The sequence below is a fragment of the Pseudomonas trutticola BRTCR10 genome, assembly GCF_056155105.1.
This window is the reverse complement of record NZ_CM149552.1, coordinates 2,339,058-2,364,057: the sequence shown is the minus strand read 5'-3', so window position 1 is coordinate 2,364,057 and position 25,000 is coordinate 2,339,058. Positions and strand designations below refer to the sequence as shown.

Below are 25,000 nucleotides of genomic sequence, written 5' to 3'. Positions count from 1 at the left end.
GGGGAAACTCCTGGTTGGATGGATGTGATGTCAAGCGCCGTGCCTCGTGGCCGGCGCTTTTGGGGAAATCAGAAAGCGAAGCAGGAACAACCGAACGCGCCCCAGAAACCGGCGAAATCGCTGACCGGTGCGTTCGATAATCGCGCTTTTTCATGACTGTGCGAGTGCACGGCGCAGGCGCCGACGCATTGGTGAACCTGCGCCTGCAAAGGCGAGTTAGGCCGCCAGTGGCCGGGGACTTTCACCACCGGCGACCAGTCCGGCAGCACCGGAACGCTGGCCGGGCCGAGGTCTGCGAAGTCGCCGGCGGCGTAGACAATCTTGCCGCCCACCACGGTCAGTACCGACTCGATCCACTTGATCGCTTCTTCTTCGACGTGGAAAAAGTCCGCGCTCAGCGCTGCCAGATCCGCCAGTTGCCCGACCTTGATCTGGCCCTTCTTGCCCTGCTCCGAGGAGAACCAGGCGCTGCCGTGAGTGAACAGTTCCAGCGCGGTGGTGCGCGGCAAACCTTCTTCGTACAACGCCAGGCCACCGACGGTGCGGCCGCTGACCATCCAGTACAGCGACGTCCACGGGTTGTAGCTGGAAACCCGCGTCGCATCGGTGCCCGCGCCAACCGGCACACCTTCGGCGAGCATGCGTTTGATCGGCGGCGTCGCTTCGGCAGCTTTCGAACCGTAACGATCAACGAAGTATTCGCCCTGGAACGCCATACGATCCTGAATCGCGATGCCGCCGCCCAAGGCTTTCACCCGTTCGATGTTCTGCGGGGTGATGGTTTCGGCGTGGTCGAAGAACCACGGCAGACCGTTGAACGGAATGTCGCGATTGACCTTCTCGAACACGTCGAGCATGCGGCTGATCGACTCGTTGTAAGTGGCGTGCAGACGGAACGGCCAGCGCTGCTCGACGAGGTGGCGCACCACCGGTTCCAGCTCAGCCTCCATGGTTTGCGGCAGGTCCGGACGCGGTTCGAGGAAGTCTTCGAAATCCGCCGCCGAGAACACCAGCATCTCGCCGGCACCGTTGTGCCGCAGGAAGTCGTCGCCCTGATGCAACTTGACACTGCCGGTCCAGTTCTGGAAATCGGTCAGTTCTTCTTTGGGTTTCTGGGTGAACAGGTTGTAGGCGATGCGCACGGTCAACTGGTCGTCCTTGGCCAGTTGCTCGATCACCTGATAATCGTCCGGATAGTTCTGGAAACCACCGCCGGCATCGATCGCGCTGGTCAGGCCGAGGCGGTTGAGTTCACGCATGAACTGGCGGGTCGAGTTGACCTGATACTCCAGCGGCAGCTTCGGCCCCTTGGCCAGCGTCGAATAGAGAATCATCGCGTTGGGTTTGGCCACCAGCATGCCGGTCGGGTTGCCATTGGCGTCACGCACAATCTCGCCGCCCGGCGGGTTCGGCGTGTCGCGGGTGTAGCCGGCCACGCGCAGCGCCGCGCGGTTGAGCAGTGCACGGTCGTAGAGGTGCAGGACGAACACCGGGGTGTCCGGCGCCGCCTGATTGAGTTCTTCGAGGGTCGGCATGCGTTTTTCGGCGAACTGGAATTCGTTCCAGCCGCCGACCACGCGCACCCATTGCGGGGTCGGTGTACGGTCGGCCTGGTCCTTGAGCATGCGCAACGCGTCGGCCAGCGACGGCACGCCTTCCCAGCGTAGTTCGAGGTTGTAGTTCAAACCGCCACGGATCAAGTGCAAGTGCGAGTCGTTGAGGCCGGGAATCACGCAGCGACCATGCATATCGATCACTTGCGTGGCCGGGCCGCGCAAGGACATGGCTTGGGTGTCATTGCCGACGACCACGAAGCGGCCGTCCTTGATCGCCACGGCGCTGGCCAGTGGTTTGGTGCGGTCTACGGTATGGAATTGGCCATTGAAAAGAATCAGATCGGCGCTCATCGCAGTTCCTTCGAGAAAAAATGAATGGGATTCAGCGTGACGGGTGTTCGGTGGGTTCGACGTGGGTATGCGCCTGGCTGGCTTCCAGCCACGGCGCGAACAGACGGGTCACGCGGGGCATGAACACGTACACCACCGACAGCACGATGGTCAGGGTGATCAGGAACGTCGCAACCACGTAGTTGGAAAGCAGCGGGTGCAGCTTGAGCAGCGGCCCCCAGATCAGCGGCACCAGCAAGGTGTGCGGCAGAATCACCAGCAAGGTGATCACCGCTTGCTTCCAGCGCGGTGGCGGCGAAGCGGCATCAGCCAGCGGCGCGAACCAGAATTCATTGACGGGGGCGACCTCGGTCTGGTCGCCGTCGGCGAGCATCGGCGCGGCTTCATCGACCAGCGCCTGACGCTGCGGCGATTCCAGCCACTGCTGCATCGCCTCGGTCGAGCAAAAGCGCAGCACGCAGGTGTAAGTGTCGAGCCCGGCGAGCTTGCCGCGCACCACGTCCACCCCCAAGTGCCCTTCGCGCTGCCCCGCGACCCGGACGATATTGCGTAGCCACGCTTCATACGCCGACTCAAAGCCGGCCTTGACCCGGTGCTTGACGATCAGCGTGACAGTCTCATCGGACCCCGGTGCTTTTGGACTCAGGACTTCAGGCATAACGCAGCACTCCGGACAAACGGACATTGAGCGCCAGCCGTCCCGGCCCGGCGATAAACACAGTGGTAAACAGGATCAACAGCAACCAGCCGAACTGCCCCTCAGCCACACTCCATTGCGGATGCACAACCAACAGCGCCACCAGCAGCACAAACAGAATAGGCAAGCACGCCAATCTCACCAGTAACCCGGCGACGATCAGTAATGGACAGAGGACTTCGGCGAAGATCGCCAGACACAAGGTCAGGTGGGCGCCGAGGCGGAAAGGATCTTCGATCAGCGCCAATTGCGCGGTGAAGTCGAGCAACTTGGGCAAACCGTGCACCCACAGCAGAAACAACCCGCCGCTGACCCGCAGAAACAGCAAACCGACGTCGCGCGCCCGTTCATCATTGTGTATCGCGCTCATGCCCCGACCCTTGAAATGTCATTGGCCTGAATAATGCCGATGCCGGGCGCGGGGAAATTGGATGGATGTGCTCTCTTTCTTTCACCTAAAACCCCTGTGGGAGCGAGCCTGCTCGCGATAGCGGTGTGTCATTCAACAGGGATGTCGACTGACCGGGCGCCATCGCGAGCAGGCTCGCTCCCACATGGGGGGAACTGTGTTGTTTCGTCAGACCGAGGGGATATCCAGCGACACCGACATGAACTGACTGATCCGCGACCGCAACCACTTCTCCGCCGGGTCGTTGTCATGCACCCCGCTCCAGGCCATCGACAACTGCGCCGCCTCGATAGGAAACGGTGGATCTTCTGCGCGCAAGGCACAGCCCTCGACCAGAGCGCACGCGGCATAGTCCGGGACGGTGGCGATCATTTCGGTGCCGGCGAGCAAGGCGCGCAAGCCGCTGAACTGCGGCACGCCGAGGACCACGCGGCGAGTGCGGCCCAGCTTGGCCAGGTCCAGATCGATGTTGCCGCTCAAATCACCGGAAAACGACACCATCGCGTGCGGGCGTTCGCAGTATTCATCCAGTGTCAGCGGCCCCGGACGATCGTCACCGCGCAGGACTTTGCAGGGAATGTCGCGCAGTTTCTTGCGCTTGGCATTGGCGGGCAGATCGGTGGTGTAGCTGACGCCCACCGAGATTTCCCCGGACGCCAGCAGCGCCGGCATCAGCAGGTAATTGGCGCGGCGCACCACCACGACAATCCCCGGTGCTTCTTGCTGAAGCTTGCGCAACAACGGCGGAAACAGGCCGAACTCGGCATCGTCCGACAGGCCGATGCGGAACACGTCGCAACTGCTCGCCGGTTCAAATTCCTTGGCGCGGCTGACGGCCCCGGAAATGACGTCCATCGCCGGTTGCAGCTCCTTGAGAATCGCCAGGGCGCGGGCTGTCGGTTCCATGCTGCGACCGTTGCGCAGCAGCAACGGGTCATCGAACAGATCGCGCAGACGGCCGAGCGCCGCACTCACGGCGGGTTGGCCCATGAACAGTTTCTCGGCGACGCGGGTCAGGTTCTTTTCGAACATCAGCGCTTCGAAAATCACCAACAGGTTCATGTCGACGCGACGCAGATCGTTACGGTTCATCGGCTCGTGTTCCTTGCTTGGAAGTCTTGTTCAGTCAGGTGCGAGAGCGCCGTACTTTACTCGATCAACGGTACTTTGGCCGCGCGTTTGTAAGGGCCGTATTCCACCGGCGCCCATTGGAAGTGCTTATCGATGGCGGTGATGTGACCGATCCCCGGAAACGGCAGGTGTGCGGCGCTCACCCAGGTTTTGCTGGCGGCCGCAGCGCTGAACACAGCATTACGGCTTTTGATCGCCTGCTGACCGTTGACGTCAAAACTGATCGACACTTCAGGGTGGTCGAACTGCACGGCGAGGTTGTGCACCAGGTCACCCATGAACACGATGCTCTGGTTCTGAGAAGTGAAACGGTAGGTGGTGCTGCCTGGGGTGTGCCCGCTTTCAAGTGCAGCCTCGACCACACCTGGCAGCGGCGACTGCCCCGGCGTGAAGGTCTTGAAGCGGCCCGCGGCCACGTAGGGTGCGGTGGAATCCTGAGCGATCCTGAAGAATTCTTTCGCCCCGGCCGGGGCTTTGGCCAACGCCTGCGGATCGAGCCAATAGTCGGCCTCAGCCTTGGCTGCATAGACTGTGGCATTGGCGAAAACCGGTTTTTGCTCAGCGTCGACCAGTCCGCAAACGTGGTCCAGATGCAGGTGCGTCAGCAGAATGGTATCGACCTGTTCCGGTTGGTAACCCGCAGCCTGCATGTTCGCCGAAAGTTGGCCGGCGGTAGCGCCAATGCACTGCCCGGCACCGGTGTCGACCAGGATCAACTGCTTGCCGGTGTTGACCAGAAAAGCGTTAAACGCCGTTTGCACGCCCGGGGTTTCAATCGAACGGCGAGCGAGCAATGCACGGATCTGCCCCTGACTCATGCCCTGAAGCAATTTGGGTGACAGATCGTTATAACCGTCGAACAGTGCCGTCACTTCATAGTCGCCCAGCGCCAAACGAAAGTAGCCGGGGGCCTGCGTACCGACCTGCGGCGCCTGTGCCAGAGCACTTGTGGCCGCCAGCGCGAGCGCCAATCCGAGTGTGCCCCACGCAGCGTGTAACGAACCTGTCATGCCAATCCCCTTGCTTGATCGATCTTCGACGGCACCGAACGTGCGCCTCTAGATATTAGCCATCCTCGCCGATCCGCCCCCTCGCCGACTTGCAGCGATGTGCTGAGTTCAACGTTTCGCGGCGCAATTAACAACGTTTAACTCGTCAGCCTTTCGGTCCCGTCGAACAATGAAACCCTCTGCGCAACATTGTTTTTTTGACCTGAGGGGAAAGTACCGAGCGTGCCTTCCCCCCCGACACGGACATTGGCCATGGCTCACTTACAACAAACAGTCGCCCTCGCCCCCGCCAGCGAATCTCGCACACCGCGCATCGGCGGCCTCAGTCCGCAGCGCGAACGGCGGGTCAAACAGTTGATCCTCGATCGCCTCGGTGAAAGCCTGGAAGTCACCGAACTGGCAGAGGCATGTTCGTTGTCACGCAGTCATTTTTCCCGGGCATTCAAGTGCAGCACCGGGCTCTCGCCACAAGACTGGATCCGCACCCAGCGCATCGCCCGCGCCAAGCAGTTGATCCAGCTCACGCACTTGAGCCTGACGCAGATCAGCCTGGAATGCGGCTTCTGTGATCAGGCGCACTTCTGCCACATCTTCACCCGCAGCGAAGGGATCAGCCCGTTCGCCTGGCGCTGTCGTGAAGTGCCGGAAATGAAACTCAAAAGGTCACAAGCATCGGCATTGCCGCTGGGCATGCGCCTGGCGGTGTAAGCGCTGGCGCCGATAACGCGCAATCGGTCCTGTTTCACTTCTGTCGCAAACGCTGCGCCACTTGTGCCACCCGCTCGCCCAGATGGGCCGCCGTGCGCCGGTCTTCGAGCGGCGGCGCCTGCTCGGGCGTCTGTTCGACATTAGATTGGGACATGGCACCGAGCGAGCTGCCCAGACGATTCAATTGCCCATCAAAGAACCCGGCCGCCGAACGCGCCGGGAGCAAGTCGAGACCGACCCAGATCATTGAATGTTGCGCGGCAAACACCGCAAGTTGCAGCAGCGTATTGAGCTTGTCGCCGCACAGGCTGCCGGAATTGGTGAACCCGGCGGCCACCTTGTCGCGCCACGGCTTGGCCAGATAGAACGCCGCGCTGGCCTCCATGAACTGCTTGAACCCCGCCGACGCGCTGCCCATGTAGGTCGGCGCGCCGAAGATGATCGCATCGGCGCGGTGCAACTCATCCCAATAGAGTTCGACTTCCTCTACCGTCACCAACCGACAGGTACTGCCCAGGTGTCGCTCGACGCCCTGCGCCACTGCTTCAGCCATGACGCGTGTATGGCCGTAGCCGCTGTGATAGACCACCACCACGTTGCTCATTGCGCCGTCCTCCGGACGTGTGCATTCCATTGCAGCCGTCAGGTCTGTGCCTGAGGTTGAACTTGTTCAAGGGATTTTTGGGGCTGGCGCAGATGCAGACGAGTTAATCGTTGTTAATTGTCTGTGGAACAGCGCGCTGATTCGAGCAGCGCAGCGGGTAAAAACAGCGGTTATGCGCAGCGTTGTACAGGTTTCCGGCAATCTGCACGTTGCACTGACGCCAGAACCTGAGGAATATGTCTGAAAACTGCGGATTAGAAGGCTTGCGTGCCGCTGACGCCGTCATCCGCCCTGCCCTCACTAATACTTCACAAACCCTGGGCAGGATTATAAAAACATCGCAGGAGTGAGCTGTTGAGTCTTTCCCCGAATCAGGCCCTCGGTTTCGGCCCCTATCGGATTCAGCCTGGAAAACGGCTGCTGCTTGAGGGCGAGCAGCCGTTGCGTCTGGGTCGACGTGCCATGGACATTCTGCTGATCCTGCTGGCGCATGCCGGCGAAGTTGTGAGCAAGCAGCAATTGCTTGCCGGGGTCTGGCCGGACAGTGTGGTCGAAGACATCAACCTGCGGGTGCACATGGCGGCGTTGCGCAAAGCGCTGGGCGATGGTCAGGCCGGGCAGAGGTTCATCGTCACCGTTGCGCAGCGCGGCTACAGTTTTGTCGCACCGATCGCGGTGCAATCGATCGAACAACCCACCTGCGCCGAAACCGGCACCCGGCATAACCTGCCACTGCGCCGCACGCGAATGATCGGCCGGCAGCCGCTGGTCGACAACCTGATCAGGCAGTTGCCGCGCCAGCGTTGCATCACGCTGGTCGGTCCTGGCGGCATCGGCAAAACCACCGTAGCCCTGCGCGTTGCCGAGCAGATGATCGGCCACTATCGGGACGGCATCAGGCTGCTGGACCTGACGCCCATCAACGACGCCCGGATGATCTGCTCGCATTTGGCGGCCCTGTTGGACGTGGTGTTGCATGACAATGAGCCGCTGACCAGTCTGGTCAACGTCCTGCGCAAGCGACAGATGCTGCTGGTGATCGACAATTGCGAACACCTGATCGACGCCGTGGCCCTGCTCAGCGAGCGCATTTTGCGCGGTGCACCGCATGTGCACATTCTGGCCACCAGTCGCGAGAGCCTGCGGGCCGAAGGCGAATATGTGCAGCGCCTTGAGTCCCTTGATTACCCACCGCCGATTGCTGCGCTCGATCGCACGCAGGCGCTGAGTTTTTCTGCACTGCAACTGTTTGCCGAACGCGCTTTGGCCGCTCACGAGGGCTTTGAACTCAGCGACGCCGAGTTGCCCGATGCCATTGAAATCTGCCGACGTCTGGACGGCATTCCGCTTGCCCTGGAGCTGGCGGCGGCGCAGGTTGGCGGGCTCGGCCTGCACGGCCTGCTCAGCCAGCTCCAGGGCCGTTTACCGGCACTGGCCACCGGCACTCAGAGCAGCGTGGAGCGCCACCTCACCCTGCGCGCCACGCTGGACTGGAGCTTCAACCTGCTCACCGACTGTGAACAGACCTGCCTGCGTCGGCTCGGCGTTTTTCGCGGTGGTTTTACGCTGGAGTCTGCCGCCGCCGTGATCGTTGGTCAGCACATCAAGCCCGCAGAGGTGTTCGGCTCAATCACGCAACTGGTCGCCAAGTCGTTACTCAACGTCGAAGTCGGTGATGAAGAGGTGTTCTATCGGTTGCTCGACACCACCCGCCGCTACGCGCTGGAAAAACTCGACCAGTGCGGCGAACTCGCCGAAACCCGTGAACGCCACGCTGAACGCTGTCTGGCGCTGATGTATCAGGGGCAGACTGACTGGGAGAACACCTCAACCGCCCTATGGATCGAACGCTATGCGCGCGGTCTGGAAGACTTGCGTGCGGCGCTCGACTGGAGCCTGAACGGTGCCGGCCCCAACGATGTGGGCATTTATCTGGCCGCGACCTCGGCCCCGCTGTGGCAAGAGTTGTCGCTGCTCAAGGAGTACGGCGGTTACGTGCGTCGGGCACTGGCCGTGCTCGATAACGCTGCCGAACCCTGCCCGCGAGTGAAAATCGCTCTGAAGCTGGCGCTCGGCAGCGCCTGCTACCACACCTGGGGCGGTACCCCGGAAACCATCGCGGCGTTCGTCGACGCCCACACGCTGGCGCTAGAGCACGACGATGTGGCCGGGCAACTGCGTGCGGTGTCCGGGCATATGGCGGTCAACCTTAGCTGTGGCCACTATCGATTGGCGCTGGAACAGAGCGAGCAATTCGATCGACTCGGCCTGCACGGCGACCCGCAGTTGTCGCTGAGTACCCACCGCCTGCGCGTGTTGGCACTGCATTATGCCGGCGACCAGCAGCAGGCGCGGCTGCATGCCGAACAGGTGATTCAGCGCATGGCGCAAAGTGGCAATCCCAACCGCTTCACCCATGGCTTCGGCGTGCAGTACGACCAGAGCGTCGCCTCACTGACGGTGCTTGCCCGGGTGTTGTGGCTGCAAGGTTTTCCGGAACAAGCATGGCGCACGGCCCGGCAGGCGTTGGACATCGCCGTGCAAATCAACCATGGCACCTCGATCTGCTACACCCTGGCATTGGCCAGTTGCCTGATCGCTCATTACAACGGTGACCAACCGAACGCCCGTGCTTTGTTGCATCTGTTGCTGGAGCAGGCACAGAAGCATTCCGTATTGCTGTTCTATCAATGGGCACGGCACTACGCGCAGGTCATTGACGCCGATACCGCCGTGCCGATGCCGGCTGATGACAGCGGCCTGATCCGGGAAATCATGGTGACGCTGGACAGCGGTTTTGTTGATGACGCGTTGCTTGAACGCGCACATAGCGGTGCAGCAGGCTGGAGCACGGCAGAGATTCTGCGAGCTCGGGCTGAACGGTTGTTGATTGAAGCATCGGGTTGCCCAAGCCGACGCCATCGCGAGCAAATTCGCTCCCACAGTTTCGGCGTGCTGGACAAACATCCGCAATGCACCGCCGAACCCTGTGGGAGCGGGCCGGCCCGCGAAGGCGTCAGCGCAGACACGTGCAATACCTGTCGGGCAGAGGAGGTGTTGCACCAGGCACTCGCAATCGCCCAAGCCCAAGGCGCCCTGGCCTGGGAACTGCGCAGCGCCACTTCACTGGCCCGGCTGTGGCAACGGCAAAATCGCCACCGCGAAGCGCTGGATCTGCTGAACCCGATCTATCAACGCTTCACCGAAGGCTACGCCACCCCGGACTTGCGCAAGGTGCGCGAGTTACTCGATGAGTTGGGCAGTCAATTGCGGACCTGAAACCCAACGAGTACGACTGACGTAGCGCGCATGCCGGCGCTCGTAATCGTTCGAGTCACCACTGCGCTCCAGTTGTTCGCGGGCATACCCACGGGTGGTGTTGAGCATGCGATAGCGCAACCCTGCGCTACCCCGCTCCACCGCCAGCAAGGACTTCTGCGCCAATCGCTCGATGATCAGGGCCAGCGTCGAGGGAGGCAATTGCGCGCAACTGATCACGCCCATTGCGGCGTCCATGGCAAACGCCATTTTGAACACTGACAGCCGTTGCAGCACCTGCTGTTCCTGTTCACTCAAGTGCTGATAGCTCCAGTCCAGCGCGGCTTTCAAGGTCTGATGGCGGGGCACGGCCGTACGCCGGCCCTGACTGAGCAACTGCAAACAGTTGTCGAGTTGGGACTGCAACCCGACCATCGCCAAAGCGTCGATTTGCGCCACCGCCAGTTCAATCGCCAGCGGCAATCCATCGAGCCGTCGACAGATGTCCCGCACCGCGTTGAGGTCTTGTTTGCGCAGGGTAAAACCTTGCTGGCGGGCGCGGGCGCGACTCACAAACAACTGCACTGCCGAATAGCCCATGGTTTCTTCGACACTGCTCAACGCTGAGGACTTGGGAATGGCCAGTGGCGGCAGTTGCTGTACGGTCTCCAGACTGGCTTGCAACGCTTCGCGACTGGTGGCCAGAATCGACAGCCTTGGCGCGCTCGCCAATAAACGCTCAGCCAAAGCCTTGCTGGCCTCACGCAGATGCTCGCAGTTATCCAGCACCAACAAAGTGTGGCGGGCAGACAGCGTGGCGAGATTGGTATCGAGGGTATGCAAGAGGTGATCGAGTAACGACGTGGAGTCGCTGACTATCGACAGATCCACTAACCACACGCCGTCACGAAAATGCTGTAACAGCAATTCTGCAACGCGCAACGCCACCGTGGTTTTGCCAACACCCGCAGGCCCCGTCACCGTCATCAATCGGCACAGCGGCAATTGCCGCACCATTGCGCCGACCAGTGAATCGCGACCGGTGACCGGCGTCAGCCGCACCGGCAAGTTGTGTTGCGGCGCCTGCAGGTTTTCCAGGACTTCCTGCGCGGTGCTGTCGCCCTGCACGGGAGCAACGAAGCAGTAGCCGCATTGCGGCACATTGACGATGTAGCGCTGGCCGTTTTCACCATCGCCGAGTGCCCGTCGCAGAGCGGCGATGTGCACGCGCAGATTGATCTCCTCAACCACCGACGTCGGCCAGACCCGTGCAATCAAGTCCTCCTTTCTGACCACTCTGCCTGCGCGCTCGACCAGCACTTGCAGAATGTCCAGCGCACGCCCGCCCATGCGCAATGGTCGATCCCCTTCCAGGATCAACCGTTGGCGCAAATGAAAGGCATAGGGGCCGAAATACAGCACCGACGCCGCGTTCAAATCGTTGAGGCTGTTCATGCCAACTATCTTGGCAGCCTGCGATGACGGCACAACCTCCGTACAGGGCGCAGCACGGACATCCGGGTGCGCCAGACGGACAGAACCGCTCTAGCTGAACTGTTCGCGGTACTGCGCAGGGGTAAGACAGAGCTTTTCAGCGAACAACGAGCGCATGTGCCGCACGCTGCCGAAGCCGCTTTTATAAGCCACGGTTTTCATCGGCAGATCGCTGGTTTCGAGCAAGCTGCGCGCGCAATCGATACGCGCACTTTGCAGAAACTCCATAGGCGTCATGTTGACGTCACGGCTGAACAAGCGCGCGAAGTGCCGCGCACTCATGTTCGCGAGCCCCGCCATGCGCTCCACGGTGAACGCTTCGTCGAGGTGTTCCAGCACGTAATTCTGCACCCGGGTGATCGGAGTCTCCTGCGGCGCGACGGCGGCCATCAATGGGCTGAACTGGGCCTGCCCGCCCTGGCGCTTCATTACCACCAGCAACACTTTGGCCACATCCTGCGCGAGTTTTTTGCCATGGTCCCGTGCGACTACGGCCAGCGCCAGATCGATGCCCGCGGTAACCCCCCCGGAAGTGATCAAATTGCGATCTTCAACGTAGATCTGGTCGGTCGTGACCGTGGCTCTCGGGAAGCCCTTGATCAGGCGTTCGGTGTAATTCCAGTGGGTGGTCACGCGAAAGCCGTCGAGTAATCCGGCATGGCCCAGCACGAAGGCGCCGGTACAGATCGAGCCATAGCGTTCGGCGCGCTGCACGGCGTCCGGCAACCAGTCGAACAGCGCCGGGAATTTCTCGTTGTAAGCACCGGGGCCGCCGGGTACCAGCAGCAAGTCATAGTGCTCACGGTCGTCTTCGACAGGCCGATCGGCGTGCACCCATAAACCATTGGAGGCGCGCAACTTGCCGCGCTCAGTGCCGAGGGTGACCAATTGATAATGTGATTCTGCTTTCAGGAAACGATTGGCCACCGAAAACACTTCCATCGGCCCGGCCATGTCGAGCAGGAGAAAATCGGGGAACAACACCATTGCCACGGTTTTCATGGGGAGACATCACTGAGATCAAAGAAAGTAAACGCATGAGACAGGTTGGACATTATGGCCAAGCGTGCGATGAGTGTCGGAAAAAGTTGCGTGAACTGCCGCGCAAAACTGTCAACCTGATTGCGACAGTCTTTCAATTTCCACCTACTTATTGCATCGAAAGGTAACCAGTAAGCTTCTCCTCACTCGGACGAATCAACGTCCCCCAAGGAGATTTCATCATGCTGACTCTTCGCAAAGCCTCCGATCGTGGCCTCGCCAATCATGGCTGGTTGAAGTCGTTCCACACCTTTTCTTTCGCCAGCTATCGCGATCCGCGGGAGCAGGGGTTTTCCGACCTGCTGGTGATCAACGATGACCGCGTTGCCGCCGGCAAAGGTTTCGGCCAGCACCCGCATCGCGACATGGAGATCTTTTCCTACGTGCTGGAAGGTGCGCTGGAGCATAAGGACACCCTGGGCACCGGTTCGGTGATCCGCCCCGGCGATGTGCAACTGATGAGTGCCGGCAGCGGCGTGGCGCACAGCGAGTTCAACCATTCGGCGACCAAGCCTGTGCACTTTCTGCAAATCTGGATCGTGCCGGACGTTGGCGGCGCCAAACCACGCTATCAACAGGAGCATTTCAGCCCGCAGAAAAAACGCGGCCGGCTGCAATTGATCATCTCGCCGGACGGCAGCGACGGCTCGCTGACCGTGCGCCAGGATGCGCGGGTCTATGCCGGGCTGTTCGATGGCAAGGAAAGCGCCACGCTGAAACTGCCGGCCAATCGCTACGCTTATGTCCACGTGGCTCGCGGCAGTGTTGAACTGAACGGTCAGCGGTTGCAGGAAGGTGACGGCGTGCGGGTTCGCGAAGAACAGGCGCTGACCTTGAACAATGGCGTGGATGCCGAGGTACTGGTGTTTGACTTGCGGCCGCAGGAGTTGCCGCAGATGCCATGAGGCAGTGCTCCAACGCGCGTAAAAACGGCCTTCTTTTGAAGGCCGTTTTTTATTGTGGCGACTCGGACGATGGCAGCTCGGCAGGCTTTGGTACGCCGACATCCTTGCCCGCCTGAACCGCCGTCTGGGTTGTTTGTATCGCAACATACAGATTGGCCTGACTGGCGAAGTAGCCACCAATGACAATGCTGACCACGCCAAATAAATGCACAGCCGTTGCCATCCAGACATTCGCCTTCACGGTACTTGCTTGTCTGAGCGCTTCTTTCGACTCTACGGCAATTGAGTCGAGGCGTTTATCGCGCTCGATCCGAATGCGTTCATTCGCTTTGTCCCTGGCTGCCTGAGCTAAAAGAAACGCATCGATCCTCCCTGATACAGCCTCCATCCGAGCATCCATCCTTGTCTCAATGGTCTCGATTCTGGCGTTGAATTCTTCACGGCTGATAGTGTTCATGGCGGGAGTGCTCTGACCTTTACTCGAAGCGTTCATGTTTTGGTATTGCTCAATTTCCCTGGCGTTCAATCCGATCCCCTTCCTTGGGTTACCGATACCTTCCCTGGTCGATCACCTGGGTGTAAGCGCTACGTCTCTCACCCAGCTGTAGAAACAATAGAGCCCTCCCCCAAAGCCCACAAGCCAGCGGATTCTGCTCGGGGTGTAGGCCTTTTCGTCAGGCAGCGTAGTTTTGCCAAAGCAGTCGTCGCACTCACTCATTCTCTGTCGCAAACACCTCGACAATTTGTTCGATTACCGCCCTCACGCGCGCGGTATGGCGCAAATCCGCATGAGTCACCAGCCACACCTCATAGGGTTGCGGGCAACTGCGCTCCGGCCAGAGCCTGACCAAGCCATCGCGTTCGGCCATGTAAGCGGTCATTTCTCCTACACCGATTCCGGCCGCAATCGAGCGGCGCACCAAGAGGCTGGAACTGAGACTGGCGACGATTCGCCCAAGATAGATGGGCTCGCTGACCAGTGTCAGGTCCTTGCGACTCTGCAAGTAAGGTTGATAGACCACCAGGTCATGGCCTTCGAACGCCGTGCCCTGCTGCGGAATCCCCTTGGCGTCGATGTAGGCCTGTGAGGCGAACAACCCTACCGGCCAGCGGGCAATCCGCCGGGCGATCAGGTCGGGGTTGTCCGGTCGGGTGTTGCGCACGGCGATGTCCGCTTCGCGTTTGGCCAGACTGAGAATTTGCGTGGACGCATCCAGTTCCACGCGCACGTCCGGGTGCTGCCGGTGCAGGCGCGCGATGGCCGGGATCAGGAAGTCGATGGCCAGCGAATCAGTGGTGCTGACCCGCACGGTGCCTGTCAGGCGATCATCCAGACCTTGGATCTGCCGCTCCAGCTCCAGCGCCGAATGCTCCATTTTTTCTACGTTTTTCAGCGCCGCTTCGCCAACCGCCGTCAGCGCGTACCCATCGGACGTACGCAAGAACAATGTCGCGCTCAGGGACTTTTCCAACGCGGTTATACGCCGCCCGACGGTGGCCTGATCCACGCCTAGAACCCGCGCTGCACCCCGTAGCGAAGACTCGCGGCAAACAGCGAGAAACACCCGTGCATCATCCCAATTCATACCGCCCTCTACCGATGCAAATATGCATCACTGCGCCGCCTAATCGCTGCGTTAAAGCAGCAACGATAGCCGATATGCTCAGCGCCATACACCTTCCCAAGGAACGCTCCCATGCGTACGTCATCTTCAGCACTAGCCATCTTCGCCGGACTTTGCGCCAGCCTGGTCAGTATTGGTCTGGCACGCTTTGCCTACACACCGCTGATTCCCGAACTGATTCAGGCGCAGTGGTTCTCCGCCAACGACGTGGTCTACCTCGGCGCGGCCAATCTGGTTGGCTATCTGATCGGCGCCCTGCTCGGTCGGCCGCTCGCACGCCAACTCGGCAACAAAAACGCCCTGCGCTTGATGATGTTGCTCGTCACCGCCGCTTTTTTTGCCTGTGCGTTTCCGTTGTCGGTGAGCTGGTTCTTCGGCTGGCGCTTGCTGTCGGGGATCACCGGTGGCGCGATCATGGTGCTGGTGGCCGCGACGGTGTTGCCCCACGTGCCAGCGTCCCGCAAAGGTTTGGCCAGCGGCGCGATCTTCCTGGGCATCGGGCTGGGCATCGCCGGCTCGGGGACCATCGTGCCACCGCTGTTGAGTCTGGGCCTGCAAGCCACCTGGTTGGGACTGGGCGCATTGTCCTTGCTGCTGACCGCGTTGAGCTGGTTTGGCTGGCCTTCTGACTTGCCGCACACGGTGGCCGCTCAATCGAACGCGGCGGTCCAGCCGACACCGCCCGGCGTGTATTTACTGTTCGCTCAATACGCTTTCATGGCCGCCGGACTGGTGCCAGCCATGGTGTTTCTGGTGGATTACGTGGCACGCGGGATCGGTGCCGGGGCACATATCGGCGCGCTGGTGTGGGTGATGTATGGCCTGGGGGCGATTGTCGGGCCGGTGAGTTATGGCTTTCTGGCGGACAAATTCGGCGCCCGGACGAGCATTCGTCTGGTCCTGGTGGTGCAGGCGATTGCGCTTGGACTGCTGGCGACGTCTCACTCATTCATCGCGCTGGCGGTGCTCGCAGTGGTGCTGGGCTCATTTCCGCCCGGCATCGTGCCATTGGCCTTGGCCCGTGTGCATGAGCTGGTGCCGGAGCATCATCGCCAGCAGATCGCCTGGAGCCGGGCCACCGTGTCGTTCGCTACGTTTCAGGCGCTGGCCGGGTTTGCCTATTCAGCCGTGTTCAATGCCACGGGCGGCCATCACGCGTTGCTGTTCGTGATCGCCGCTGGCGCGATCGTGGTGGCGTTGTTGCTGGAGCAGGCGATGAACCTCTGGTACCGCACAAATCAGGGTGGGCGTGGGCCTGCTCACGCAAGTGCCCTGCCTGACAACGCTGCATTGGCTGTGCAGGCGCCTTCGCGGGCAAGCCCACTCCCACAGGGTTGCGCCGATTGACTGGAATTTTTGCACTGCACAGACCTCCCATCTACGGAACCTTCATCAGCAGGAATTGAAATGACCTTGCCCAACGAAATGACCCGCATCGAAATCACTGAACCCGGTGGCCCCGAAGTCCTGCAACCCAAACGCGTACCGCTGCCGGTGGCCGCTGAAGGTGAAGTGCTGATTCGCGTACACGCAGCCGGCATCAACCGGCCGGACGCCTTGCAGCGCGCCGGAAAGTATCCGATGAAGCCCGGCATGAACCCGATTCCCGGTCTCGAAGTGGCCGGCGAAGTGGTGGCCCTCGGCGCCGGGGTCAGCCAGTTTGCTGTGGGTGATCGAGTCTGCGCGCTGACCAATGGCGGCGGCTACGCTGAATACTGCACCGTTCCGGCGGGCCAGACGCTACCGATTCCCGACGGACTCGACTGGGTGCACGCCGCCGCGATCCCGGAAACCTTCTTTACCGTGTGGGCCAACCTGTTTGGCCTCGGCGGTGCCAGCCGTGGGCAACGTGTACTCATTCATGGCGGCACCAGCGGCATCGGCACTACGGCGCTGATGCTCTGCCGCGAATTTGGCATCGAAGCCTTCGCCACCGCCGGCAGCCCTGAAAAGTGCGCGGCGATCAGTCAACTGGGCGGCCAGGCGATCAACTATCGCGAGCAGAATTTTGCTGAAGTGATCGCCGAGAAAACCGCTGGCCAAGGTGTCAATGTGGTTCTCGACATCATGGGTGGCTCGTACCTCAACGGCAACGTCAGCGCCTTGGCGATGGACGGACGCGTGGTCATGCTCGGTTTCCTCGGCGGCGCCCGGGCCAACGATGTCGATCTGCTGGCGATCCTTGGTAAACGCGCGGTGGTGACCGGATCGCTATTGCGTGCACGCACCACGGCGGAGAAATCCGCCATCGCCGATCAACTGCGCGAACACGTCTGGCCGGCGCTGAACGCTGGGCGCTGCCTGCCGATGATCGACAAAGTCTACGCACTCACCGACGCAGCTCAGGGGCATGCGCACATGGAAGCCGGTGACCATATCGGCAAGATTGTCCTGCAGGTGAACTGAACCATCGCAGCATTTTGTAATTGTTGACCTCGCACGGTGGTCGAAAATATCGCGCGCAGACCGAGTCATCTGGTAAAAAGCCTTCTTTGTCTGCGCTGCGGTGAAACGTTTAATGTTCCTTTCCTTCATGACTCGACTGCGCCGTCGCCGCCTGGCGTTCGCCTGCATGGCCGCGTTGATTATCGGTGTGCCGACGAGCTGTGCCGTGCTGGAACATGCCGAGCGCAAATTGCTGTTTCGCATCGAGCCCGGTACGGCCGGTTGGTACCACGGTTTGCCGGGCAGCGTGCAGGAACTCGATCTGCAACCGAAGAGTTTCAAGGCCGGGCAGAACATCCACGCTTGGTGGTGGCCGGCGGAAAAAGCCAATGCCCCGGCGATTCTTTATCTGCACGGTGTGCGCTGGAACCTCACCGGGCAATTGTTCCGTATCGAGCAATTGCGCGCGGCGGGTTATTCGGTGCTGGCCATCGATTACCGTGGGTTCGGCAAGAGCAAGGGTGATCTGCCCTCGGAAAGCAGCGTTTACGAAGATGCGCGAGTCGCCTGGGAGCGTTTCAAACTGTTGCAGCCGGACCCGAACAAGCGCCTGATCTACGGCCACTCTCTGGGCGGTGCCGTGGCAATCGATCTGGCCGCCGAACTCGGCAAGGATGCTGCCCGTGATCACGCCGCACTCCCCGTGCGTGGGCTGGTGATCGAATCCACATTCACTTCACTGGCAGATGTGACTGCGGCCGTGGCCAATACCTCGCTGCCGGTGCGCTGGCTGCTGTCGCAGAAATTCGATTCCATCGACAAAATCGCCGACATTCATATGCCATTGCTGGTGGTGCACGGTCTGGCCGATGCGTTCGTGCCGTCGCGCTTCAGTGAGCAGTTGTTCAACGCCGCGCAACAACCCAAGCGACTGTTGCTGGTACCGGGTGCCACGCACAACAACAGCATGGCACTGGGTGGGCAGAATTATCGCAAGGCGATCGATGCATTGATGCAGAGTAAACCGGCGCCGCGTGTAGCCGGGCCGGCCATGCTGCGCAGCGCGCAGGACTCCTAACGGTAGCCGCGAGCCTGCAAATCGAACAGTTGCGCGTAATGCCCGGCACAGGCGATCAACTCGTCATGATCGCCCTGCTCCAGAATCCGCCCCTGTTCCAGCACGATGATGTGGTCGGCATTGCGCACGCTGGAAAACCGGTGAGAGATCAGCAAGGTCATCCGCCCTTCGGTGTGTTGACTGAAATGCTCGAACACCGCCGCCTCTGCCGCCGGATCGAGGGCTGAGGTCGGTTCATCAAGAATCAGGATGTCGGCATCACGACGCATGTAGGCCCGGGACAAGGCAATCTTCTGCCATTGCCCGCCAGACAGCTCCTGACCACCGGCAAACCAGCGCCCCAATTGCGTTGCGTAACCCTGATCGAGGCCTTCGATAAAGGGCGCGGCCATGCCTTCGGCAGCGGCGTCCTTCCAGCGTTGCTGATCGTTGAACGCCAGCGTATCGCCAACGCCGATGTTTTCCCCGACGCTGAATTGATAGCGGATGTAATCCTGGAAAATCACCCCGATGCGCTGACGCAACGTGGTTTCCTGCCAATCCTGCAAGTCACTGCCATCGAGCAGAATCCGCCCTTGATCCGGACGGTAGAGCCGGGTCAGCAACTTGATCAGCGTGGTCTTACCGGAGCCGTTCTCCCCCACCAGCGCCATGCTTTTCCCCGGCACCAGATGCAGGTCGATGCCTTGCAGTGCCGCGCGACTCGCACCGGGGTAACGGAACCCGACGTTCTCGAAGCGCAAACCATCGCCCGGTTGCGCGCCGACGGTCAGATGACCGGTGTCGGCGAGTACCGGTTCAGCCAGGTATTCGTAAAGACTCGTCAGGTACAGGCCATCTTCGTACAACCCACTGATCGCGCTCAGACTGCTACTGACTGCGCCCTGCCCTTGCTTGAACAGCACCAGGTACATGGTCATCTGGCCCAGGCTGATATTGCCATGCACAGCATCGATCACCACCCAGGCATAGGCCAGGTAAAACGCCGCTGTACCCAGCAATCCGAGGCCGAAGCCCCAGCCATCGCGGCGCAAGGTCAATCGGCGGTCTTCGGCATAGAGCCTGGCGAACGTGTCGCGATAGCGTTGCAACAACAGCGGCGCGAAACCGAACAGCTTGACCTCTTTGATGTAGGCCTCGTGGGACAGCAGGGTTTCGATGTAATTCTGCTGGCGACTTTCCGGCGCACGCCGGGTGAACAGACGAAAAGCGTCACCGGAAAAATGCGCCTCGGCGAAGAACACCGGCAACGCGCCGACCACCAGCAACACCAGCGCCCACGGCGAAAAGTGCACCAGCAGCACGCCGAAACTGATCAGCATGATCAGGTTCTGGATCAGCCCCAACGACTTCATCACCAAGGCCAATGGCCGGGTCGAGGCTTCGCGACGCACGCGCACCAGTTTGTCGTAGAACTCGGAATTCTCGAATTGCACCAGCGACAGGGTCTGTGCTTTCTCCAGAATCAGCGTGTTGACCTTCTGCCCCAGTTGCACCCGCAAGAGCGACTGCTGCACGGACAGCGCCCGTTGTGTTCCGGACAACAACGCCAACACCCCGGCCTCCAGCAACACATAACGCAACACCGGCCACAATGGCGCCGTACCGTGCTGCGCGTGCAGCTGCATCGCCGCGACCACCGCATCGACAATCCGTTGCCCCAGCCATGCCGCCAGCGCCGGCAGCAGTCCGGCAAACAACGTCGCCAGTACCAGCCCCAGGAACAAGCCGCGCGACGTGCCCCAAACCAGTCGCAAGGCCCGCTGTCCCTGGTCGAGCAATGACGTGAAGCGCGATAGAACAGGCATAGGGCATTGGGCTCGGCAGAGGAAGAGAGTGCGCCATGGTACTCCAGCGCCGCGATTGGATTTCCAGTGTCGGGTATTCCTCGGCATACTGCCGCGCCCGAACACCACGAAAAGGACTGAGTGTGTTATCCCGCGCCAATTTCTTCTGGTTTTACTACCCTGTCTGCTGGCTCGCTGTACTCGCACTGACACTGCACATCGCCTTTTATGACGTGTACCTGATCTCCCCCAGGGATGTCGGCGGCACTTTCATGGGTGGCATGAACGGCCCCCTGTTTGCCTCCGCGTGGATGATAACCACCGGGGTCTTGTTGTTGAGCCTGCTGCTGCGCTTGCCCGGGTCGATACCTGCCTGTATCGCCGCAGGACTTTTGCCACTGGGTATAGGCACTTGGTGGCTGATCAATTATCCGGACGACGCAGAGCAGCAGATCTACAGCATCACCCCGCATGAAATCGGCAGCACAATGTTCATCGGCGCTGCTCTCCTTGCCCTTGGCCTGTATCTGCGTTCGCGGCTCAGGAACAACCGCCTTGGGTCTCGTCCTGTATTGATCGGCAAAGCCATCGTAGCCACCCTGATCGCCATTGTGTTTATCGGTGCGCCCATCCGGATCGCAATGCAGCTTTCATTGCCCAACTGTGCATTCGACAAGGATGGCCATCAATTGACGATATGTCTGAGTGATGAAGACGAGCGCTTTATTGTCGATTGAATGTCAGAACACTGCGCCGTGCTAAGACGTGCGTTTTTCATGAGAAAAACGTCTGGAAGACTTCGCACTTCCCGGCGTCCAACGCTCTGCTATGTTTTCACCGCCCATCGCGGAACCCGGCGAACGGTCGCCACTCTCCGCGTCTGACCACCGGGAGCAGAGACATGAGAATCAACCCGTACCTGATTTTCAACGGCGACTGCCGCGAAGCCTTCACGTTCTACGAGCAAGCCTTGCAAGGGAAACTTGAGGCCATGATGACCTTCGGCGAAACGCCGGCCGCCGAGCATGTGCCGAAAGAGCATCACCATCTGATCATTCACACGTCACTGCAAGTCGGCGATCAGTCGATCATGGCCTCGGACACTACGCCCGACCGGCCGACTCAGGGCATGAGCGGATGCTCGATTTCACTGAATGTCGACAGCATCGCTGAAGCCGAACGGGTATTTAACGCATTGGCCAAGGACGGGCGCGTCGATATGCCACTGGAAGCAACCTTCTGGGCCGCACGCTTCGGCATGCTGGTAGATCGTTTTGGCGTGTCGTGGATGGTCAATTGCGAAAGTGAAAAATAACGCTGGCGGTTCGTCAGGCATGAAAAAGCCCAACCGGTTCAGGTTGGGCTTTTTGTTCAGCGCTGGGCCAATTCGTGTCTGACGCATTGCTCGTAATAGGTCTGCTTGACCGCCGCCGGTTTGAGCTTCGAGGCGCTGTTGTAGGTCTGCTCGGTAATGCCCATGGCAGTCATGCGCATCCACGGTTGCTGGAATTTGCGCACCTGCAATTGTTTACGCGCCCCATACAAAGATATCCCTGACAGCTTGGACTGTTGCGCACCGGCGGCAATATCCGATCCCCAGGCACAGGCAAAGCGATGGCTTTTGCTTAACTCTTTTGCCTGGACTCCCGAGGCAAGAACAGCCAGGGAAAGCGTTGCAACGGTTATGACAATCGTCCGCATATAGCCAACCTAACCTTTTGAAAAAAGGCGATTTTGCCGACGAAGCAGTCACTCGGGGGCCAGCAATTTGCCGCTTTTTGGCAATATTCGGCTACAAAAAAAGGGACAGCGCGATGTCATGATGAAATCCCGCTGTCCCGTTGCATTTGTCAGATCGCACTGACCTCAACCCTTAAACGATCTGGCCCCTCCTCCAGACATTCGACGCTGATCGGCAAAAACTGCTCGATAACGGCAATGTTGCTGTGCAGATGCTCGGTCATGCGCGGCGTGGTAAACGATCCACCACCGGCCAGCGCCATCGGCAGCAGCAACTGATCGGCGAGGTGTTCGGCCACCGCCGCACCGCTGTGCAACCAGTCCGCCGCCTGGTTGATCGCCGCGTCTGCGACCTTCTCCGCCCGGAGTGAAACCTGACCAAATGCGCTGAACACTTCAGTGACATGCTCAAATGCGTATTCCAGCAACAGCACGTTGCCCGGCCCACGCGCCGGATCGAGCGTGACCTGCTGCAATGCGTCCGCCGGCAGACTCAAACGCCTGGACACTCGATCAAGCTCACGCTCGGCGACAACCGGTGCAAGCCCGGCCGTCAGTGCTGAAGCCCGGGACGAAATGGCCGCGCCTCGCTCACACAAGTCCATTCGGACAAGCGCTGACGGCTGCACCCTTGCCTCGATCTCACCGCCCCCTGCCGGTACAAAACCGTGTCGCAGCAGATCCAGCTCAATGTTGGCGCCCATACGCCGCAGCAATGGCAACCAACTGCGGGTCAGGAAATCCGTCGGCGGTGCCAGCGGATTATGAGTACCGCCGCTGATCCGCACCCGACTCGCCTCGGGTGCGCGCAACAACGCAGGCAACAGCGTTTGCAACACCAGCGTGCAACTTCCAGCCGTGCCAATCGCGAACTGGTAATCGCCGCCGCGAATCGCTCCCGGCTCGAAACTCAATGCCTGCGAACCCAACTCCGCATCCAAGGTCTTGGCGCCACACACCTCGGCCGCCGCCAGCACCGCCGTCAAATGCTGACGCAAAAGTCCCGGACGGCTGCGTCTGGCGCGAATCCGCTTAATGCGAAACGCCCGACCTGTCACCATCGACAGGCTCAAGGCACTGCGTAACACCTGACCGCCACCGATGGCGCCGTCCAGTTCAATCACTTCCTGTTTCATTGCAATCCTTATGCGTACAGCCCGACGGTATCCCTGAGGTACTGATCCAGCCGTCGCGAGTTTTCCTGAGTTCTTTTTAATGCAGGCACTTCGCGCTCAAGCTCAGCAGCGATGAACCCGTGCAGCGCCGAACGCCGTGGCCCGTAGGCGCTCTCGTCGGCATTGCGTTTAAGCGCAAGCAGTTCGTCGACTTCATCGAGCAATGCGCGATCATCGACCGTGGTCAGCAGATCGGCGAAGGTCATTGGTGGCCGGCCGCGGCCCTGATCGATCCAGCGCACCGCCAGCAGCGGCCGTAGCACGTAGAAGTACTTTTTGAACCGCACGGTTTCGCCTTGCAGGTAGCCGCGAAAGTTCTTCTTTGCCATCGACAGATAATGGCTACGGGCGGCCGGCGGGCTATAGAACGCCTCCGCCAATTCGCGCAGTTGCCCCACCGCTGCCGTTTCGCTGCGATACACCAAGGGCGAATCGAGCCACTCCAGCAGCGTCGGATTGGACTTGCGCAGCAACCCGAGGGTCTTGCGCAGCTCCCAGCCACTGACGTCGAGTTCGTCGTCCAGCGGTCGCTCGATCACGTCTCGCGGGGTGTCGACCTGAACAAACCAGTCAGGCTTCTCCACGTACACAAACCGTACGTCGTAATCACTGTCGGTCGAGGCAAAGCCCCAGGCCCGGCTTCCAGACTCACAGGCATACAACACCGTAACGTTGCGCTCGCGCTCTATGCGCGCCAGCTCTTCCAGCACCCGTGCGCGCATCGTGCTGCACAGCGGGTGGCGCTCTTCGAATTCCATGACATCTTTTCCTTTTAACCTTTGACGCACACCACCTGACGCAGGGTGTGCAGCACTTCCACCAGCTCACGCTGGGCGTGCATGACTTTGTCGATGTCCTTGTAGGCCATCGGAATTTCGTCGATCACCGCTTCATCCTTACGGCACTCCACATGAGCGGTGGCGCGGATCTGATCTTCGACGGTGAAGGTGTTCTTCGCCTTGGTGCGACTCATGGTGCGACCGGCGCCGTGGCTGCAGGAGCTGAACGACTCTTCGTTGCCCAGGCCGCGGACAATGAAACTCTTGGCGCCCATCGAGCCCGGAATAATCCCCAGCTCGCCCTTCTTCGCCGACACCGCACCTTTGCGGGTGACCAGAATGTCTTCGCCGAAATGCCGCTCTTTCTGCACGTAGTTGTGGTGGCAGTTGACCGCCTCCAACGCCACTTCGAACGGTTTGCGGATGATCTGCCGCGTCGCCTGAATCACCGCTCGCATCATCAACTCACGGTTCTGTTTGGCGAAGTCCTGCGCCCAGCCCACTGCCTCCACGTAATCGTCAAAGTGCTGACTGCCTTCTTCGAAGTACGCCAGGTCGCGGTCCGGCAGGTTGGCGATGTGCTGACGCATATCCGCCTGGGCCATTTGAATGAACAGGTTGCCGATGGCGTTACCGACACCGCGTGAACCGCTGTGCAACATGAACCAGACGCGGTTTGCTTCATCCAGGCACACTTCGATGAAGTGGTTGCCGCTGCCCAAAGTGCCCAAATGCCCGCGGTTGTTGGTGTTGGCCAGTTTCGGATACTTGTCGGTGATCAACTTGAACCGCGGATGCAATGCCGCCCATGCCTGATCGGCCTGTTGCGGAATCTCGTCCCAGGCGCCCTTGTCACGCCGCGACCGGGGTGAACTGCGGCCGTGTGGCACCGCTTGCTCGATGGCACTGCGCAGCCCGAGCAGATTGTCCGGCAGATCGGCGGCGGTCAGCGACGTACGCGCCGCGATCATGCCGCAACCGATGTCCACGCCGACCGCAGCTGGAATGATCGCGCCAACCGTTGGAATCACGCTGCCGATGGTCGAGCCCTTGCCCAGATGCACGTCCGGCATGACCGCCAGATGCTTGAAGATGAACGGCATCTTCGCGGTGTTCATCAACTGCTCGCGTGCCTCGTTTTCCACCGGGACGCCTTCGGTCCAGAGCTTGATCGGCTTGCCGTTGGCGACTTCGAGCAGTTGGTAGGTATGTTCTTTCATTTCTCTATTCTTTATTCATTGGCCGATCATTCGGCGTTGTTCCGTTT

General features: G+C 60.5%; 23 protein-coding genes. 8 read left to right on the top strand and 15 right to left on the bottom strand.

Annotated elements, in window-relative coordinates; all coding sequences use genetic code 11:
• Positions 1-68 precede the first annotated feature (68 nt).
• From ACVVH8_RS10600 to ACVVH8_RS10580, 5 genes are all read right to left on the bottom strand, one after another.
• Positions 69-1,907, bottom strand: coding sequence for an amidohydrolase (locus ACVVH8_RS10600; protein WP_103304930.1), 1,839 nt, complete (start codon positions 1,905-1,907; stop codon positions 69-71).
• Between the two features lie 31 nt (positions 1,908-1,938).
• Positions 1,939-2,565 (bottom strand): antibiotic biosynthesis monooxygenase, encoded by a 627-nt coding sequence (locus ACVVH8_RS10595; RefSeq protein ID WP_103304929.1) that lies wholly within the window; start codon positions 2,563-2,565, stop codon positions 1,939-1,941.
• Positions 2,558-2,974, bottom strand: a complete 417-nt coding sequence (locus ACVVH8_RS10590; protein WP_475229925.1) for a DoxX family protein — start codon at positions 2,972-2,974, stop codon at positions 2,558-2,560. The genes ACVVH8_RS10595 and ACVVH8_RS10590 overlap by 8 nt, the downstream gene beginning before the upstream one ends.
• 207 nt (positions 2,975-3,181) lie before the next feature.
• Entirely contained in the window at positions 3,182-4,105 is a 924-nt protein-coding gene (locus tag ACVVH8_RS10585) for a LysR family transcriptional regulator (RefSeq protein ID WP_103304927.1), read from the bottom strand.
• Between the two features lie 56 nt (positions 4,106-4,161).
• Positions 4,162-5,154: an MBL fold metallo-hydrolase gene (locus ACVVH8_RS10580; RefSeq protein WP_475229923.1), complete on the bottom strand. Its 993-nt coding sequence runs from the start codon at positions 5,152-5,154 to the stop codon at positions 4,162-4,164.
• 252 nt (positions 5,155-5,406) lie between these two features.
• On the opposite strand from ACVVH8_RS10580, the gene ACVVH8_RS10575 reads away from it, so the two are divergent.
• On the top strand, positions 5,407-5,862 hold the full coding sequence (locus ACVVH8_RS10575; RefSeq protein WP_213028179.1) for a helix-turn-helix domain-containing protein: 456 nt from the start codon (positions 5,407-5,409) through the stop codon (positions 5,860-5,862).
• 34 nt (positions 5,863-5,896) lie between these two features.
• Here ACVVH8_RS10575 and ACVVH8_RS10570 read toward each other — a convergent pair whose 3' ends face one another.
• A complete protein-coding gene (locus tag ACVVH8_RS10570; protein ID WP_213028768.1) occupies positions 5,897-6,466 on the bottom strand; it encodes a flavodoxin family protein in 570 nt (189 codons plus the stop codon).
• A gap of 354 nt (positions 6,467-6,820) precedes the next feature.
• Between ACVVH8_RS10570 and ACVVH8_RS10565 the strand changes: the two genes are divergently transcribed.
• A complete protein-coding gene (locus tag ACVVH8_RS10565) occupies positions 6,821-9,745 on the top strand; it encodes an ATP-binding protein (RefSeq protein ID WP_475229920.1) in 2,925 nt (974 codons plus the stop codon).
• On the opposite strand, the gene ACVVH8_RS10560 is transcribed toward ACVVH8_RS10565, so the two are convergent.
• Together ACVVH8_RS10560 and ACVVH8_RS10555 are read right to left on the bottom strand one after the other, a co-directional pair.
• On the bottom strand, positions 9,710-11,179 hold the full coding sequence (locus ACVVH8_RS10560; protein WP_475229918.1) for an ATP-binding protein: 1,470 nt from the start codon (positions 11,177-11,179) through the stop codon (positions 9,710-9,712). The genes ACVVH8_RS10565 and ACVVH8_RS10560 overlap by 36 nt on opposite strands.
• A 90-nt stretch (positions 11,180-11,269) precedes the next feature.
• Entirely contained in the window at positions 11,270-12,220 is a 951-nt protein-coding gene (locus ACVVH8_RS10555) for a GlxA family transcriptional regulator (protein ID WP_475229916.1), read from the bottom strand.
• A gap of 221 nt (positions 12,221-12,441) precedes the next feature.
• Between ACVVH8_RS10555 and ACVVH8_RS10550 the strand changes: the two genes are divergently transcribed.
• Positions 12,442-13,164, top strand: coding sequence for a pirin family protein (locus ACVVH8_RS10550; RefSeq protein WP_213028176.1), 723 nt, complete (start codon positions 12,442-12,444; stop codon positions 13,162-13,164).
• Between the two features lie 49 nt (positions 13,165-13,213).
• On the opposite strand, the gene ACVVH8_RS10545 is transcribed toward ACVVH8_RS10550, so the two are convergent.
• Positions 13,214-13,690, bottom strand: a complete 477-nt coding sequence (locus tag ACVVH8_RS10545; protein WP_475229913.1) for a hypothetical protein — start codon at positions 13,688-13,690, stop codon at positions 13,214-13,216.
• Between the two features lie 184 nt (positions 13,691-13,874).
• Positions 13,875-14,750 carry a LysR family transcriptional regulator gene (locus ACVVH8_RS10540; protein ID WP_475229910.1) on the bottom strand — a complete coding sequence of 292 codons (876 nt, stop codon included), beginning with the start codon at positions 14,748-14,750 and terminating at the stop codon, positions 13,875-13,877.
• A 111-nt stretch (positions 14,751-14,861) separates the two neighbouring features.
• On the opposite strand from ACVVH8_RS10540, the gene ACVVH8_RS10535 reads away from it, so the two are divergent.
• From ACVVH8_RS10535 to ACVVH8_RS10525, 3 genes are all read left to right on the top strand, one after another.
• Positions 14,862-16,136 carry a YbfB/YjiJ family MFS transporter gene (locus tag ACVVH8_RS10535; RefSeq protein WP_213028174.1) on the top strand — a complete coding sequence of 425 codons (1,275 nt, stop codon included), beginning with the start codon at positions 14,862-14,864 and terminating at the stop codon, positions 16,134-16,136.
• A gap of 60 nt (positions 16,137-16,196) precedes the next feature.
• Positions 16,197-17,195, top strand: coding sequence for an NAD(P)H-quinone oxidoreductase (locus tag ACVVH8_RS10530; RefSeq protein WP_475229907.1), 999 nt, complete (start codon positions 16,197-16,199; stop codon positions 17,193-17,195).
• Between the two features lie 112 nt (positions 17,196-17,307).
• On the top strand, positions 17,308-18,252 hold the full coding sequence (locus ACVVH8_RS10525) for an alpha/beta hydrolase (protein WP_213028172.1): 945 nt from the start codon (positions 17,308-17,310) through the stop codon (positions 18,250-18,252).
• On the opposite strand, the gene ACVVH8_RS10520 is transcribed toward ACVVH8_RS10525, so the two are convergent.
• Complete coding sequence (locus tag ACVVH8_RS10520; protein ID WP_475229904.1) at positions 18,249-20,060, bottom strand: ABC transporter ATP-binding protein; 1,812 nt, start codon at positions 20,058-20,060, stop codon at positions 18,249-18,251. The genes ACVVH8_RS10525 and ACVVH8_RS10520 overlap by 4 nt on opposite strands.
• A gap of 35 nt (positions 20,061-20,095) precedes the next feature.
• Here ACVVH8_RS10520 and ACVVH8_RS10515 point away from each other — a divergent pair, with 35 nt between their 5' ends.
• Together ACVVH8_RS10515 and ACVVH8_RS10510 are read left to right on the top strand one after the other, a co-directional pair.
• Complete coding sequence (locus ACVVH8_RS10515; RefSeq protein WP_475229902.1) at positions 20,096-20,776, top strand: hypothetical protein; 681 nt, start codon at positions 20,096-20,098, stop codon at positions 20,774-20,776.
• 164 nt (positions 20,777-20,940) lie between these two features.
• Entirely contained in the window at positions 20,941-21,354 is a 414-nt protein-coding gene (locus tag ACVVH8_RS10510) for a VOC family protein (RefSeq protein WP_103304913.1), read from the top strand.
• 56 nt (positions 21,355-21,410) lie between these two features.
• Here the strand turns inward: ACVVH8_RS10510 and ACVVH8_RS10505 are convergent, their stop codons facing one another.
• From ACVVH8_RS10505 to ACVVH8_RS10490, 4 genes are all read right to left on the bottom strand, one after another.
• Complete coding sequence (locus ACVVH8_RS10505) at positions 21,411-21,740, bottom strand: hypothetical protein (protein WP_103304912.1); 330 nt, start codon at positions 21,738-21,740, stop codon at positions 21,411-21,413.
• Positions 21,741-21,889: 149 nt separating this feature from the next.
• Positions 21,890-22,915, bottom strand: a complete 1,026-nt coding sequence (gene rtcA / locus ACVVH8_RS10500) for an RNA 3'-terminal phosphate cyclase (protein WP_475229900.1) — start codon at positions 22,913-22,915, stop codon at positions 21,890-21,892.
• Between the two features lie 8 nt (positions 22,916-22,923).
• Complete coding sequence (locus tag ACVVH8_RS10495) at positions 22,924-23,712, bottom strand: nucleotidyltransferase domain-containing protein (RefSeq protein ID WP_103304910.1); 789 nt, start codon at positions 23,710-23,712, stop codon at positions 22,924-22,926.
• 14 nt (positions 23,713-23,726) lie between these two features.
• The gene (locus tag ACVVH8_RS10490) at positions 23,727-24,953 is read right to left on the bottom strand and encodes an RtcB family protein (protein WP_475229897.1); all 1,227 of its coding nucleotides are present in this window, start codon (positions 24,951-24,953) and stop codon (positions 23,727-23,729) included.
• Positions 24,954-25,000 lie beyond the last annotated feature (47 nt).